Here is a 16,105-nt window from a genome sequence, read left to right on the forward strand (position 1 = left end):
GGTCTCACAATTGTCTGCGCAGCCGTAGCCCGCGCGGGGTGCTCGCGAATCCGGCCTCGCTCAGGAAGGCGGCGAAGGTATTGCCGTGCACCGATTCGCCATTCACCTTGTCGATCACCAGCGAATCCACCCGACGATCGTGCACCAGACCGGCCAGTGCGGCGGCCGCGGCGGTGCGGGCATCGGGATCCTCGGTGAAAGTGAGCAGCGTCTTCCCGCCGCGTTCCAAATAGAGCACCAACTCCCCGCCGACCAGCGCCACCAGCGCGCCCGCCTTGCGACCCGGCCGATGCCCGCCGTCGGCCGCGCCCTTGGGCCAGGGTAGGGCCGCGCCGTACGGGTTGGCGGGATCGCAGGCAGCCAGTGCCAGCGACTTGTCGGCCGCGTCCTGCTGTTCGGTGCCGGGGCGAGCCCGCTCGGTGTCGAAACAACGCAGTCGGTCCACCACATCGGTGGTGGAGAACTGCGCGCCGCCGAGCGTATCGATGAAGTAGCCGCGGCGACAGCGGCCCCTGTCCTCGAATTCGGTGAGCACCCGGTACATGAGCGCGAAGCCGCCGGGCACGCCCTCGCTCTGCACCGAACCGCGAGTGAGCACGCCGTAACGCTCGAGGAGTAGGTCGGCGGTGGCGTGGGCGCGAACGGTGTTGTCGGCCACTCGATCCGGTAGTAGGGACCAGCGTCCCGCCACCGTGGGCGGTCCCGTTCTCTGGGGCAGGCTCGGTCGCGGCAAGTAGGCGCGGCCACGCGGGGTGCGGCGGGGACTGCGGTGCGCGGTCGAGGTGCGCGACGTGCCGGACAGCAGGGCGCGCACCGGTGTGAAGGTATCGCCCGAAACCATCCCGGCCCACACCAGGTCCCACAGGGCCGCAGCGACTTTCGCGTCATCGAGCAGGCCGGTGGCGTCGGAGAGCTGACGGAAGAAATACGCGCCGCCACCGTGCAGGATGGGCGGCATTCGCACCGCGCCCGCCGTCATATCGGCAGGATCGTCCAGCGGCACCGGAGGGGTGGGCGTCCACGGCGTCATCGTGGCACCCATGGCCGCCGACAAACGCAGGTGGACCTCGCTCATCTCGATCTCGTCGGCGGGCGGCAGCGTGAGCGGCGCCTGTTCGGTCAGGTGCAGCGCGATCCACCCGTCCTTGGCGGTGATCGCACCGTGTCCGGACCAGCAGAGCTCACCGGTCGCCAGCAACTCGTCCAGCATGGCGGGGGAGTAGTCGCGCACCCGCGAGGGCAGAATGAGCGATTCCCACGCCGAGGCCGGAATCGGCACGCCCGCGAGCTGTTCCACCACCGCGGCCACCCCGTCGACACCCCGCAGCTCGCCCGTGCCCACATGCTGCCAGGCCGGGAGGAAGCGACCGAGGGCGGCGGTCGACACCGGCTCCACCTCGTGGCGCGCCGCCGCCAGCGAACGCCTGCGCAGTCGGCGCAGCACCTGCGCGTCACACCACTCCGATCCGCCCGCTCCCGGCGTGAATTCGCCTTCCACCACCCGCTTTTCGGTGACGAGGCGGTGCAGCGCCGCCGCGACCACCGCCGTGCCGAGTCCGAAACGCTGTGCGGCGGCCTCGGTGCTGAACGGTGCGTGGGTGCGGGCGTAGCGGCCGAGGAGGTCGCCCAGCGGGTCGGCCACCGGTTCGATGAAGGCGGCGGGCGTGCCGATCGGCAGCGGCACCCCGAGCGCGTCGCGCAGCCGCGCCGCATCCTCGACCGCCACCCACCAGCTACGCCCGGCGAACGAAACCTCCAGCGCCCGACGTGTCCGCACCAATTCGGTGCACCAGGGCTGCGGATCGCCTTCGCACCGCTCGCCCGCTTCGGCCGCCGTGAGCGGGCCGAGCAGCCGCAGCAGATCCGCCAACCCCTCGGCGTCGGTGGCCTTGCGCTCGGGAGTCAACCGTTGCAGTTCGCGCTCGGTGAGTTCCAGGATCGAGGCGTCGAGCAGTTCGCGCAGCTCCACCCGACCGAGCAGTTCGGCGAGCAGTCCGGAATCCAGCGACAGCGCGGCCGCCCGCCGTTCGGCCAGCGGACTGTCCCCGTCGTACATGAATTGGCCGATATAGCTGAACAGCAGTGCGTTGGCGAACGGGGACGGCGTCGCGGTCTCGACCTCGACCAGTCGTACCTGCCGCCGCGCCACCCGGCCCAACAGGTCGTGCAGGGACGGCAGATCGTAGACATCGCGCAGACATTCGCGCACCGTCTCCAGCAGGATCGGGAACTCCGGATACTTGCGCGCCACATCCAGCAGTTGCGCCGACCGCTGCCGCTGCTGCCACAGCGGTGCCCGCTTGCCGGGATCGCGGCGCGGCAGCAGCAGCGCCCTGGCCGCGCATTCCCGGAATCGGGAGGCGAAAAGCGCCGAACCGCCGACCTGTTCGGTGACCAGGTCATCGATCTCGTCGGTTTCGAAGACGAAGAGTTCGGCGCCCGGCGGCGTGTCGGTGGTATCCGGTAGGCGCACCACGATTCCGTCGTCGGTGGCCGTCGGCGCGGCGTCGACGCCGAACCGCTCGCGCAGCCGCGACCCGACGGCCAACGCCCACGGCGCGTGCACCGGCAACCCGTACGGGGAGTGCAGCACCAGTCGCCAATCGCCCAGTTCGTCGCGGAAGCGCTCCACCAGCAGGGTGCGGTCGGTCGGCAGTTGACCGGTCGCGGTGCGCTGATCCTCCAGCAGCGCACCGAGATTCGCCTTCGCGAACTCGTCCAGTCCGGCCGAGGCGGTGAGTTGATCCAGTTGGTCCGGATGGCCGCCCGCTTTGCGCACGAATTCGCCCAGGGCCGAACCCAATTCGGCGGGGCGGCCGAGTCCGTCGCCGTGCCAGAAGGGCAGCCGACCCGGCTGGCCGAAGGCCGGGGTGACCAGGACCCGGTCGAAGGTGATCTCCTCGATCCGCCAACTGGTCGCGCCGAGGGCGAAGACATCGCCCACCCGCGACTCGTAGACCATCTCCTCGTCGAGTTCGCCCACCCGCGAGGCCTTCTCGCCGACCATGTACACCGCGAACATGCCGCGATCCGGAATCGCGCCACCGGAGGTGACGGCCAACCGCTGTGCGCCCGGCCTGCCTGTCAGGGTGCCCGCGTCCCGGTCCCACACCACTCGCGGTCGTAGTTCGGCGAATTCGTCGGAGGGGTAGCGCCCGGCGAGCAGATCCAGCACCGACTCGTAGGCCGAGCGCGGCAACGTCGCGTAACTGCCCGCGCCCCTGACCGTTTCGAACCAGGCATCGACATCGATCGGTTCCAGCGCGCAGGCGGCCACCGTCTGCTGGGCCAGGATGTCGAGCGGATGCGCCGGGATGCGCAGCGCCTCGATCCGGCCCGCCGTCATCCGTTGGGAGGCGACCGCGCAGTGGATGACATCGGTGCGGTGCTTGGGAAAGAGCACGCCGCGCGAGATCTCGCCGACCTGATGGCCCGCCCGCCCGATGCGCTGCAACCCGCTCGCCACCGACGGCGGCGCCTCGACCTGCACCACCAGATCGACCGCGCCCATATCGATGCCGAGTTCGAGGCTGCTGGTGGCGACCACACAGCGCAGGCGACCGCTCTTGAGATCGTCCTCGATCAGTGCGCGCTGCTCCTTGCTGACCGATCCGTGGTGCGCCCGCGCGAGCAGGGTCTGTGCCCCGTGGATCACCTCCGTGGACGGACCGATTTGCGCGGGCGGAGCGTGCGCGGTGTCGACCGGGTCGCCGAGCCGCGCCGCGTATGCCTCATTGAGTCGGGCGGTGAGCCGCTCGGCGAGGCGACGGGAGTTGGCGAAGACGATGCAGGAGCGGTGCTCGAGGATGAGGTCCACGATGGCCTCGTCGACATGCGGCCAGATCGATCCCGGCTGGTCGGATTCCGCATCGGGTTCGGTCATATCCGGGATCGGGACGCGCACCGACAGGTCGAAGGTTTTGGGTGCGGGCGGTGCGACCAGGGTGATGGGCGCGCCACCGACCAGGAAGCGCCCGACCTCCTCCGGCGGCCGCACCGTGGCCGACAGTCCGATGCGCTGGACCGGGCGCTCGGTGAGCAGATCCAATCGGGCCAGCGAAAGTGCCAGGTGCGCACCGCGTTTGGAGCCCGCGATGGCGTGCACCTCGTCGACGATGACTGTCTGCACCGTGCGCAGCGTCTCCCTGGCGGCGGAGGTGAGCAGCAGGAACAGCGATTCGGGTGTGGTGATGAGAATGTCGGGCGGGGTGCGCTGCATGGCGCGCCGCTCGGCCGGGCCGGTGTCGCCGGAGCGGACGCCGACGGTGATCCGCGGCGGATCCTGGCCGAGCCGCTTGGCCGTCTGGGTGACGCCGACCAAGGGCGCGCGCAGATTGCGCTCGACGTCCACCGCGAGCGCTTTCAGCGGTGAGACGTACAGCACTGTCGTCCCGGCCGGGGACTCGGCGGCCGGCTTCTTTCGAGTGGCCAGTCTGTCGATGGCCCAGAGGAAGGCCGACAGTGTCTTGCCGGAGCCGGTCGGCGCGACGACCAAGGTGTGCTCACCTGCGGCGATCGCCCGCCACGCGCCCAGTTGCGCGGCCGTCGGCGCGGCAAAGGCGCCGTCGAACCACTCCTGTGTCGCGGGGGAGAACCGAGCCATGGCAACAGTCTGCCTCGCGGCACCGACACCGAGGGTGGACTGGTCGTAGTCTTCCTGCGTGATCAAGGTGCTCGAGCTCGATCTGGTCAGCCACGGGATGACCGAGGCGCTGCGCAGGGCGCGCTTCCCGGCCGATGAATCGCTGACCGAAGCGGGCCGGCGGGCGATCGCGGGTGTGGGCCGTTTGACGGCGGGGCAGGTGCGCAGTGGTCCGGAGCGCCGGACGATCGAGACCGCGGCGCTACTCGGTTCGGTAGGGGAGCAGGAGGCGCACCTGCGGGATCTCGACGCCGGGGCGTGGCGCGGCAGCGAGTTGACCTCGGTGCCGCGCGACGAGTTGCGTGCCTGGCTGACCGATCCCGGCTTCCGAGGTCACGGCGGCGAATCCGTACTCGAGGTCATCGCCAGGACCCGCGACTGGATGGCCGAGATCGCGGCGGCGGGTGCGTCGACGATCGCGGTCACCCATCCCGCGGTGATTCGCGCCGCACTGCTGGTGGCGTTGGACGCACCGCCGAAGTCGTTCTGGCGCATCGATATTCCGCCGGCCAGTGTCACTCGGCTGCACTATCGCGGCGCGTGGAGCCTGCATTTCCGAGCAGGGGTCCCTCGCCCGCGGTGACAAGCAGTCGCACCGCGTCGGTGACCAGTCGCGCGGGCAGTGCGGGATCGATGGCCCGCTGCATGCCGAGCCCGATTCCGAGGCTGAGCACCGCCGTGGCGGCGTCCTGCGCGGGCAGCGGCAGTGCGATGCCCGCGGTGTCGGCCAGCGTTTGGAGTTGCGCGGCCACCGCGCCGCGCACCAGGCCCAGGCTGGAGCGCAGCGCGGCCTGTAGCTCCGGATCGTCGCGCGTCACTGTGGCGAATTCGAACTCCAGCAGGGTCCAGCCGATATCGCCGACGGTGTGTTCGGCCCACTCCTGGAATCGGGCCAGTTGGTCATCGAGGCTGCCACCTGCGGCGATGAGGTCGCGCACCTCATCGAATTTGGTGGTGTGGATGAGTTCCAACACCTCGAGACCCAGTTCCTTCTTGGTGCGGAAGTTCGAGTAGACCGCGCCCTTCGAGTAGCCCGCGGCCTCCGCGACCCGCTCCAAACTCGTCTTCGCGTAACCCTCGGTGAGGAAGAGGTCGCGTGCGGTGGCGATCAGGTCGCCTCTGGTGCGGGCCTGGCTTTCGGTGCGGGTCAGACGTGCCATGCGGCGATTCTACGTACCGAGGGGTTTCAGATACCGATGGTATTCGAATCCTGTTAGGATTCAGAATCATGAGTAACAAAAAACGCGGCCTCGCCCTCGGCTGCGGCGGCATCCTCGGTGCCGCGTGGCTCATCGCCGCGCTCGCCGCCACCCGCGACGTACTCGACTGGGACCCGCGCGAGGCCGAGGTGCTGCTCGGCACCTCGGCGGGCGCGGAACTGGCGACCATGCTCGGCAGCGGCCGCTCGGTCGACGAACTGGTGGCCATGCAGGACGGCACCACCATCGACTCGACGCTGCTCGCGCATCTGCGCGCCGAACCGGGTCGTTTCCCGCCGCTGCCGCGCCCGCGCCTTGGCTCCCCACGACTTCCGTTGCGCCGCGACACCGGCGGGCAGGCACTGCTCAGCGCGGGCAGCGGGCTGCTGCCGGTCGGCGGCGGTGACGCGAATTGGTTGCAGCGCCTGGTCGACCGTCTCGAACCGGACCGCGACTGGGTGCCGCATCCGGCGACCTGGCTGGTGAGCATGGACTACGCCACCGGAACACGCGTCGCCTTCGGCGCTCCCGGCGCTCCGCCCGCCTCGCTCGGCGCGGCGCTGCGGGCGTCCTGGGCGATACCGGGCTGGTTCCCGCCGGTGTCGATCGGCGGACGCCGCTATGTGGACGGCGGTGCGGCCTCGACAGCCTCGGTGGATCTGCTCGCGGGCCGCGGTCTCGACGAGGTGGTGGTGCTCGCGCCCATGGCCTCCGCCGCGCGGATCCCGGCCACGAGTCCGGGGCACCTGCTCGAACGTCAGTTGCGCAACCGGATGAGCGCCACCCTCGCCGCCGAGATCGCCGTGCTGCGCGCCGCGGGCACCGAGGTGCTCTTCGTCGGCGCGGACGCGGCCGATCTGGCGATCATGGGGCCCAACTTCATGGACGGCCGCCGCCGCGCGGCCACCTTCGAACACAGTCTGCGCAATGCGCGCCTGGCCCTCGAAAAAGGAGTCTTCGCATGAGAATTCTCGGTCACGGCTATCCGGATGTCGAACTGCGCGGCGCACGGGTGCTGATCACCGGCGCGGGTCGCGGCATCGGCCGGGCGAGCGCGGAATTGTTCGCGGCCAGGGGATCTCGCGTCGTCATCGCCGATGTGGACACCGCCGAAGCCGCGGCCGCCGCGGCGGCGATGGGCGCGGAATCGGTTGAGCTGGACGTGCGTTCGCGCGGCCAGTGGGATGCTGTCGTCGCCGAACTCGGCGCCGTGGACATCCTGGTCAACAATGCGGGTGTCATGCCCGCCGGGGCCTTCCTCGACGAGCCGGACGTCGTGGGTCAGGCCACCATGGACATCAATGTCTGGGGCCTGGCGCACGGTATGCGCGCGGTCGCGCCGGGGATGATCGAGCGCGGTCGCGGCCACATCGTCAATGTCGCCTCGCTGGCGGGCAAGATCCCGGTTCCGGGGCTGGCCCTCTACAACGCGAGCAAATTCGCGGCCGTGGGCCTGTCGGCCGCGACCCGGCTCGAGTTCGCCCCGCACGGGGTGAGTGTCAGTTGCGTGCTGCCCTCGGCCGTCCGTACCCGCCTGTCCTCCGGGCTCGCTCTCGGCCACGGCATGCCGACGGTCGATCCCGAGGATGTCGCGGCCGCCATCGTGCGGACCTGCACGACCCGCCGGGCCGAGACCGCTGTCCCCGGCTACCTGGGTCCGGTGGACATCGCCTTGGCCGCCGCCCCCGAACGCGCGGTTCGTCTGTTCCGCAGGCTGATCGACGGCGACCGCGCCCTGCATCCGGCCGACGCCGAGGTGCGTGCGACCTATGAGGCGCAGGTTCGCGAGATCAGTTGAGCGCCATCATCGAATGATCTTTACCCTCGAGAAATCGCTGCCGTCGAAACGCACTCCGCAGGGTCCGGCGGGGTGCGTTTCGTGTGTCACAGGTCCCTCGGCCGTGCGAGCCTGTGATCACCATCTCGTGTCCGGCATCACAATCGAGCTGGCATCCTGCGAAGTCGCTGTCCATTAACTGAACTGCAAATTGGGCAGGATGCTCAATCTAAAATCCCACTATTGTTCATTTCGCGCATCGAATGCAGGATATCGACACCAAGTGCTCAACAATGCGAGGCGCCGATCCTGGTGCCGAGCGGACGGGTGGATCTGCATGACCGAGCTCGCTGATCGCGAACTGATCCCAGCCCCCTATGACCTGGCCGATCGCTACCGTGTCGGCGCGGGGACCGTCGTACTGACCGGTGTGCAGGCAATCGCTCGGCAGTTGGTCGAGCAGCATGTCCGGGATCTGCGCGCGGGACGCCGCGTCGGCACCTTCGTCTCCGGCTATCAGGGCAGTCCGCTGGGCGGCGTGGACAAGATGCTCGCGGGGATGCCGGATGTGCTGGTCGAGCACGACATTTCCTTCGTTCCCGGTCTGAACGAGGAGTTGGCCGCCACCTCGGTGTGGGGCAGTCAGGGCGAGTTGCCGGAGGGGTCCTCGACCCACGACGGTGTGGTCGGCGTCTGGTACGGCAAAGGGCCGGGCTTGGACCGCGCCACCGACGCGCTGCGGCACGCCAATATGTATGGTGCGGGCGCCACCGGCGGCATGGTGCTGCTGGTCGGCGACGATCCGGCCTCGAAATCCTCCACCGTGCCCGCCGTGAGCGAGCGCTCGCTGGCCGCGATGGGCATTCCGGTGCTGTTCCCGCGCAATGCCCGCGAGATCGTCACCATGGGTCTGCACGCGGTGGCGCTGTCGCGGGCCTCGGGCTGTGTGGTCGCGCTCAAGATCGTCGCGGATGTGGCCGACGGGGCGTGGACCGTACCGGGCGATGTCGGCGACATCGATATCGTCGTGCCCGAGATCGAGTGGGAGGGCAGGCCGTTCGTCTACCGGCAGCGTCCGATGGCGGCCCCGGCCGACAGTCTGATCGCCGAGGCCGACCTCTACGGCCCGCGCTGGGAGATGGTGCGGGCCTACAGCACCCGCAATGAACTCGATGTCATCGAGGTGGATCCGACCGAGGCCACCGTCGGTATCGCCGCCACCGGAACCACCTTCGACGCGGTGCGCCAGGCGCTGGTCGACCTCGGTGTCGACGAGGCCGCGCTGCTGCGCGCCGGTGTTCGCCTGCTGCGGATCGGGATGCCCTATCCCATTGCTCCCGAACGGATTCGGGAATTCGCGCGCGGACTGACCAAGGTCGTCGTGGTCGAGGACAAGACCGCCTTCATCGAGACGCAGATCCGTGAAATCCTCTACGGCACCACGGACGCGCCGCGGATCATCGGCAAGCGCGATGCCGATGGCCGCCCGCTGTTCCCGCAGGACGGCGAGCTGACCTCCGGTCGTGTCGCCGCCCCGCTGCGCCGCGCGCTCGACGGTATCGTCGCCACCGAACGTCCACTGCCGCAGCCGCTGTCGCTGTCGGTGCTGTCCAGCAAGCGGGCCGCCTACTTCTGCAGCGGCTGCCCGCACAACCGTTCCACCGCGGTGCCCGAAGGCTCCCTGGCGGGCGGTGGCATCGGCTGTCACACCATGGTCACCATGTCCGATCGCGAGGACAGCAAGGTGCTCGGCCTGACCCAGATGGGTGGCGAGGGCGCGCAGTGGATCGGCATGGCCCCGTTCAGCCGGGTGCCGCACCTGTTCCAGAACATCGGCGACGGCACGTACTTCCACTCCGGGCAGCTGGCCGTGCAGGCGTGCATCGCCGCCGGGGTCAACATCACCTACAAGCTGCTCTACAACGATGTGGTCGCCATGACCGGCGCGCAGGACGCCGAGGGCGCGCTCGCGGTGCCGATGCTCACTCACAAACTCACCACCGAGGGCGTCAAGCAGATCATCATCTGCGCCGACGAACCCGGTAGGTACCGCAAGCGCGACCTCGCGCCGGGCACCAGGCTGTGGCACCGCGACCGGCTCGACGAGGCTCAGCGCACGCTGCGCGAGATTCCCGGCGTCACCGTTTTGATCTACGACCAGCACTGCGCGGCCGATGCGCGCAGGCAGCGCAAGCGCGGCACGCTGCCCACCCGGCTGACCAGGGTCGTCATCAATGAGGCGGTGTGCGAGGGCTGCGGCGACTGCGGTGTGAAGAGCAACTGCCTGTCGGTGCAGCCGGTCGACACCGAATTCGGCCGCAAGACCCGTATCGACCAAACCTCGTGCAATACCGACTACAGCTGCCTCGACGGCGATTGCCCGTCCTTCGTCACGGTGGAACTGCCCGATCCGGCGAAAGCCAAGAAGCGCAAGGCCGCTCGGCGCGCCGAACCGCCTCGGCTGCCCGAACTCGCCTACACCGCGCCCGCGTCGACCCAGAATGTGTTCTTGGCGGGCATCGGTGGCACCGGGATCGTCACGGTGAATCAGGTGCTGGCCACCGCGGCGCTGCGCGCCGGACTCGAGGTGGCGAGCCTGGACCAAATCGGTCTGAGCCAGAAGGCGGGGCCGGTGGTGTCGCACCTGCGCTTCGCCTCCGGCGCACTGGAGCCCGCCAATCGGCTCGCCCCCGGTTCGGCCGATTGCGTCATCGCCTTCGATCTGCTCGCCGCCGCCGACAACAAGAACCTGGCCTACGGCGCGAAGGACACCACGGTCTCGGTGGCCTCGACCAGCAAGACGCCGACCGGCGAGATGGTCTACGACAAGTCGGTCGCCTACCCCGAGACGGCCGAACTACTGTCCCGCCTGGATCGGGTCTCGCGCGCCATTCATTCCTTCGACGCGCTCGCCGCCGCCGAGGTGCTGTTCGGCAATACCGCCGCCGCCAACTTCCTGCTGGTCGGCGCGGCCTACCAGTTGGGTGGATTGCGACTGCCCGCCTCGGCCATCGAGGAGGCCATCGAGATCAACGGCGTCGCGGTGGCCGCCAATGTCGCGGCGTTCCGGTGGGGTCGCGCGGCCGTCGCCCGCCCGGACGACTTCGCCGCCGCTGCTACCCGCAAGCAGCCGCAAACCGCCGAAATCGCGGCTCCCGCAGATCTTTTCGATGGCTTCACGGCTACCGGTGCGACCCGTCGACTGGTCGAGTTGCGCGCCAAGGAGCTGATCGGCTTCCAGGACGCGCGCATCGCCCGCGAGTACGTGCGCACCATGCAGGACCTCTGGGATGCCGAGCGCCGCGTCACCGTCCGCACCGAGTTCAGCGAGCAGGTGGCGCGCGGTCTGTACAAGTTCACCGCGTACAAGGACGAGTACGAGGTGGCCAGGCAGCTCACCGATTCCGCCTTCGTGCGGCAGGTCGCCGAGCAACTGCCCGATGGTGCGAATCTCACCTACAAGCTGCACCCGCCGATCCTGCGGGCCATGGGTCGGGACAAGAAGATCGGCTTCGGCCCGCGCAGCCATGTGGTCCTGCGACTTCTTGCCAAGGGAAAGCGGCTGCGCGGCACCAAGTTCGACCTCTTCGGCTACGCCCACCTGCGCCGGGTCGAGCGAGAACTGTTGGCGCACTACACCGAGATGGTCACCACCCTGGCCCATCGCCTCGACCCGGCCGACTACGATCGCGCCGTCACCGCCGCCGCCCTCGCCGACGTGGTCCGCGGCTACGAGGGCGTCAAGCTCGCCAATGTCGAGGAGTACCGAAACAAGCTGCGCGAGTTGAATATCGAACCTCCGCAGTTCTGAGAACGTGGCTCGGGTTACCAAGTGACGCCCCCGAGCCGCTCATGAAATGGCCCGGACCATACGGTTCGGGCCATTTCTCTGTGTGAGCCCAAGCGCCACAGTGATTTCGACGATAGGTTGGTGGTATTCGATCGGGCGTCGCGTCGGGGTGGCGCTCGGCATTGACGGAGCAGGGAGCATCCGATGACGGATTTCGACTTCGATTGGCTCGCAACGGGATTGCGGAACAGAACGGCGGATTTCGCGGCGGCGGCACAGCAGGGTGATCCGGCGGCGACGGTGCCGACCTGTCCGGACTGGCAGTTGCGCAATCTGGTCGGACACATCGGTCAGGGGCAGCGCTGGGCGGCGGAGATCGTTCGCACCGGCACGATCGGCGGGCCGCCGGATCCCCTTGACGCGGAACCGGGTTCGCCCGAGCAGTGGACGCAGTGGGTGCTCGCCGCGAGCGAGGAGTTGATCGCCGCCGTGCAGCAGCACGGCCCGCAGGATCCCGCTGTCTCCATTCTCGGGTCGCGGCCTGCCGCGTTCTGGGTGCGCCGCATGATGCACGATGTCTCGATCCACTGTTTCGACGCGGCCCGCACCGCGGCCATCCCGTATGAGATTCCGGCGGACTACGCCGCCGACGGCATCGCCGAACTGCTGGAGCTGTTCACCGATCCGCAGGTCCGGGTGGTTCGGCCGGATTTGGCAGCATTGAACGGTTCGGGCGAAACCATTGGGCTGCGGCCGCTTTCCGGCGACGGGTGGCTGATCACCCGCACCGCGGACGGGCCGGTCTACGAACGCAAGGACGGACCGGCCGACGTTACCCTCGCCGGTTCGCCCGGTGATCTGCTGCTCGCGCTGGCCCAGCGCCTCCCGCTCGACGACGACAGCCTCACCTGCACCGGCGACCGCGAGGTGCTCGAGCAGTGGTTGGCCCGTACCGGACTTTGATCGGGAAACCAGCCGCAAAATGATGATGGCTCCCGGAAAAACCGGGAGCCATCATCGGTGGTAGCGGGGACAGGATTTGAACCTGCGACCTCTGGGTTATGAGCCCAGCGAGCTACCGAGCTGCTCCACCCCGCGTTGCGTCTCAAACAGTACACGTGCGGGTGGCGCATCACCAAAACGCCTGGTGGGGGCCGAATTATTCGAACTTGATGCCCTGGGCGAGCGGGAGTTGGGTGGAGTAGTTGACGGTGTTGGTGGCGCGGCGCATGTACGCCTTCCAGGAGTCGGATCCGGATTCGCGGCCGCCACCGGTTTGCTTCTCGCCGCCGAAGGCGCCGCCGATCTCCGCGCCGGAGGTGCCGATATTCACATTCGCGATACCGCAGTCGGAGCCGTCGGCGGCCAGGAAGCGTTCGGCCTCGCGCTGGTCGCGGGTGAACACCGCCGACGAAAGTCCCTGCGGCACCGCGTTGTGCAGGGCGATGGCGGTATCGAAATCCTGGTATTCCAGCACGTAGAGGATGGGGGCGAAGGTCTCCTCGCGCACCACCTCGGTCTGTGCGGGCATGCGCACGATGGCGGGCGTCACGTAGTGGGCGTCCGTGCCGAATCCGTCGACTCGCTCACCGCCGCAGAGCAATTCGCCGCCATCGGCCAGTGCGCGGTCCAGAGCCGAGCGCATGGCGCCGTAGCCGCGCTCATTGATCAGCGGACCGACCAGCACCCCGTCGTCGAGCGGATTGCCCACGCGCAGTTGCCGGTACGCCTTTGTCAGACGTTGCAGCAGCGGTGCGGCCACCTCACTGTGCACGATCAGCCTGCGCAGTGAGGTGCACCGCTGACCCGCGGTGCCCGCCGCCGCGAAAACTATGGCGCGCGAGGCGAGTTCGAGATCGGCGCTGGGGGTGACGACGGCCCCGTTGTTGCCGCCGAGTTCGAGCAGGCAGCGCCCGAAACGCGCGGCCACCCGCGGCCCGACGATGCGCCCCATGCGCACCGATCCGGTCGCGCTGACCAGGGCGACCCGCTCGTCGTCGACCAGTCGCGCCCCGACCTCGGATCCGCCCTGAATCAACTGGTGCACTTCGGGATCGGCGCCGACCTCGACCGCGGCCCGACGCAGCAGCGCGTGGCAGGCCAGCGCCGTGAGCGGCGTGGTGTCGGAGGGTTTCCACACCACGGTGTCACCGCAGACCAGCGCGAGCGCGGTATTCCACGACCACACCGCCACCGGGAAATTGAAGGCCGAGATCACCCCCACCACGCCGAGCGGATGCCAGGTCTCCATGAGTCGGTGGCCGGGCCGCTCGGAGGGCATGGTGTATCCGTACAGCTGCCTGGACAGGCCGATCGCGAATTCGCAGACATCGATCATCTCCTGCACCTCGCCGAGAGCCTCGGCGCGAATCTTGCCCGCCTCCAGTGTCACCAACTCGGCCAGTTCCCTCCGGTGGGCGACGAGCAGTTCGGCCAGGCGGCGCACCAGCGCGGCCCGCGCGGGTGCGGGGACGACCCGCCAGGATCGGAAAGCCGTTGCGGCACGGTCGATCGCGGCATCGACCGCATCGGCCTCGGTGGCCGCGAGGGTGAGCAGCGGCTCGCCCGTGATCGGTGTGCGCGCGGTGAGCGCTCCCGGTGTCGGGAGGTCCGCGCCGAGGTCGCGCAGCAATTGCGCCGCGCGCCCGGACAGTTCGGTGGTGTGGGTGCCGAGTACATCCGTCATCTGTTGTTCCGCCATACCTTTCGACAGTGGGGTGGTGTATCGAGGTTTCCGCACCGGGGTTGATGCGCTGAGCTAGCCTTCGCTGATGGCGGATACACCGGCACGACCCGTGCTCGACGACATCGACCGGCTACTGATTCGTGAACTGATGGCAGACGGTCGAGCCACCCTGTCGAATCTGGCCGAGAAGGCGAGCCTGTCGGTCTCCGCCGTGCAGTCGCGGGTGCGCAGGCTAGAGGCGCGGGGGGTGATCCGGGGCTACGCGGCGCACGTCGATCCCGAGGCGCTGGGCCAGTTGCTGTCGGCATTCGTTGCGATCACTCCTCTCGACCCCTCGCAACCCGATGACGCGCCCGCCCTGTTGCAGCACATCCCCGGTATCGAGGCGTGCCACTCGGTGGCGGGCGACGAGAGCTACATGCTGCTGGTCCGGGTGGCCTCACCGCGACACCTGGAGCAACTGCTCCAGGAGATCAGGGCGACGGCCAACGTGCGGACACGAAGCACCATCATTCTCCAGACATTTTATGACAGATAGGTAGTTGCGCGGAGTAATTACTGCGAATCTGTAGAGATTCCGTAAAACTTTCCGTACGCTGACGTATGTGACCATCGAACTGGAGCGCACCCTGGCAGGTGGTGGCATCACCTCGGTCACCACCGCCGACCGGGTACACGAGATACTGTCCGCGCACATCCTCGCCGACGGTTTCGACCTGGTGCTCGACCTAGGGCAATCCCGTGGCTGCCTACTGGTCGACGAGCGAGACGGCACGTCCTACCTGGACATGTTCGGATTCTTCGCATCCAACGCACTGGGCATGAACCATCCGGCCCTGGCCGAGGACGCGCGGTTCCGTGCGGAACTGGCCACCGCTGCGATCAACAAACCGAGCAACTCCGATATCTACACCGTCGAGATGGCGCGCTTCGTGGCAACATTCGCGCGAGTGCTCGGCGACTCCCGGCTACCGCACCTGTTCTTCATCGACGGCGGCGCGCTGGCGGTGGAGAACGCGCTGAAGGTCGCCTTCGACTGGAAGCGCAGGCACAATGCCGCCAATGGTCGCCCCGCCGAACTGGGCACCAAGGTGCTGCACCTGACCGGGGCCTTCCACGGCCGCACCGGCTATACCCTCTCGCTCACCAATACCGACCCGATCAAAACGGCCCTGTTCCCCAAGTTCGACTGGCCCCGCATCGAGGCTCCGCACCTGGGCGACGGCGTCGATATCGAGGCCGCCGAGGCACGCGCGCTGGAGCAGGCTCGCCGCGCCTTCGCCGAGAACCCGCACGACATCGCGTGCTTCATCGCCGAACCGATCCAGGGCGAGGGCGGGGACCGGCACCTGCGACCGGAATTCTTCCGGTCCATGCAGGAGCTGTGTCACGCCAACGACGCGCTGTTCATTCTCGACGAGGTGCAGACCGGCGTCGGCATGACCGGAACCACCTGGGCCTACCAGCAATTGGGTGTCGAACCCGATGTGGTGGCCTTCGGCAAGAAGACCCAGATCTGCGGCATCATGGCCGGTGGCCGGGTGGACGAGGTGCCCGACAATGTCTTCGCCGTCAGTTCACGACTCAACTCGACCTGGGGCGGCAATCTCACCGATATGGTGCGCACCCGCCGCATCCTCGAGGTCCTCGAAGCCGAGGGGTTGATCGAAGGCTCCCGAGCGCTCGGCGCGCATCTGTTGGAGCGGTTGCGCACGCTGACCGCCGATCATCCACGGGTCAGTGAGCCACGCGGTCGCGGACTCATGTGCGCGATCACCCTGTCCACCTCCGACCTGCGCGATCGGGTGATCACCCAATTGCGCGAGCACGAGCACATACTGATCCTCGGCACCGGCGAGCGCGGCATTCGCTTCCGCCCGCCGCTCACCGTGACCATCGAGGATCTCGACGCCGCCGTCGACGCGCTGGACCGGGTCCTCACCTCCATCGATTAGTCGCGTGCCCGCGCCCCGACTCGGGGCGCGGGTCCGTGTCGCGCTCCGCCGAGCGG

At 68.6% G+C, this 16,105-nt stretch carries 10 protein-coding genes and 1 tRNA gene; 7 read left to right on the top strand and 4 right to left on the bottom strand.

Annotated features, from left to right (window positions below; all coding sequences use genetic code 11):
• Positions 1 to 4: 4 nt before the first annotated feature.
• Positions 5 to 4,603 (bottom strand): ATP-dependent helicase, encoded by a 4,599-nt coding sequence (locus tag D5S18_RS24240; RefSeq protein ID WP_120043368.1) that lies wholly within the window; start codon positions 4,601 to 4,603, stop codon positions 5 to 7.
• Between the two features lie 58 nt (positions 4,604 to 4,661).
• Between D5S18_RS24240 and D5S18_RS24245 the strand changes: the two genes are divergently transcribed.
• On the top strand, positions 4,662 to 5,225 hold the full coding sequence (locus D5S18_RS24245) for a histidine phosphatase family protein (RefSeq protein ID WP_120043369.1): 564 nt from the start codon (positions 4,662 to 4,664) through the stop codon (positions 5,223 to 5,225).
• On the opposite strand, the gene D5S18_RS24250 is transcribed toward D5S18_RS24245, so the two are convergent.
• Positions 5,158 to 5,802, bottom strand: a complete 645-nt coding sequence (locus D5S18_RS24250; protein ID WP_120043370.1) for a TetR/AcrR family transcriptional regulator — start codon at positions 5,800 to 5,802, stop codon at positions 5,158 to 5,160. The two genes, D5S18_RS24245 and D5S18_RS24250, sit on opposite strands and share 68 nt — an antisense overlap.
• 68 nt (positions 5,803 to 5,870) lie before the next feature.
• Between D5S18_RS24250 and D5S18_RS24255 the strand changes: the two genes are divergently transcribed.
• The 4 genes from D5S18_RS24255 (at position 5,871) to D5S18_RS24270 (ending at position 12,371) form a co-directional block, all read left to right on the top strand.
• Entirely contained in the window at positions 5,871 to 6,806 is a 936-nt protein-coding gene (locus D5S18_RS24255; protein ID WP_120043371.1) for a patatin-like phospholipase family protein, read from the top strand.
• A complete protein-coding gene (locus D5S18_RS24260) occupies positions 6,803 to 7,639 on the top strand; it encodes an SDR family oxidoreductase (protein WP_120043372.1) in 837 nt (278 codons plus the stop codon). Before D5S18_RS24255 ends, D5S18_RS24260 begins: the two co-directional genes overlap by 4 nt.
• A 316-nt stretch (positions 7,640 to 7,955) precedes the next feature.
• Positions 7,956 to 11,429, top strand: coding sequence for an indolepyruvate ferredoxin oxidoreductase family protein (locus D5S18_RS24265; RefSeq protein WP_120043373.1), 3,474 nt, complete (start codon positions 7,956 to 7,958; stop codon positions 11,427 to 11,429).
• Positions 11,430 to 11,612: 183 nt separating this feature from the next.
• Entirely contained in the window at positions 11,613 to 12,371 is a 759-nt protein-coding gene (locus D5S18_RS24270; protein ID WP_120043374.1) for a maleylpyruvate isomerase family mycothiol-dependent enzyme, read from the top strand.
• 58 nt (positions 12,372 to 12,429) lie between these two features.
• Here the strand turns inward: D5S18_RS24270 and D5S18_RS24275 are convergent.
• A tRNA-Met gene (locus tag D5S18_RS24275) sits at positions 12,430 to 12,506 on the bottom strand.
• A gap of 61 nt (positions 12,507 to 12,567) precedes the next feature.
• Complete coding sequence (amaB, locus tag D5S18_RS24280) at positions 12,568 to 14,094, bottom strand: L-piperidine-6-carboxylate dehydrogenase (protein ID WP_120043498.1); 1,527 nt, start codon at positions 14,092 to 14,094, stop codon at positions 12,568 to 12,570.
• 85 nt (positions 14,095 to 14,179) lie between these two features.
• On the opposite strand from amaB, the gene D5S18_RS24285 reads away from it, so the two are divergent.
• Positions 14,180 to 14,632: an Lrp/AsnC family transcriptional regulator gene (locus tag D5S18_RS24285; RefSeq protein ID WP_120043375.1), complete on the top strand. Its 453-nt coding sequence runs from the start codon at positions 14,180 to 14,182 to the stop codon at positions 14,630 to 14,632.
• Between the two features lie 67 nt (positions 14,633 to 14,699).
• Positions 14,700 to 16,049: an L-lysine 6-transaminase gene (lat, locus tag D5S18_RS24290; protein ID WP_120043376.1), complete on the top strand. Its 1,350-nt coding sequence runs from the start codon at positions 14,700 to 14,702 to the stop codon at positions 16,047 to 16,049.
• Positions 16,050 to 16,105: the final 56 nt, after the last annotated feature.

Origin of the sequence: Nocardia panacis (genome assembly GCF_003598715.1) — a bacterium.
GTDB classification, from domain to species: Bacteria; Actinomycetota; Actinomycetes; order Mycobacteriales; family Mycobacteriaceae; genus Nocardia; species Nocardia panacis.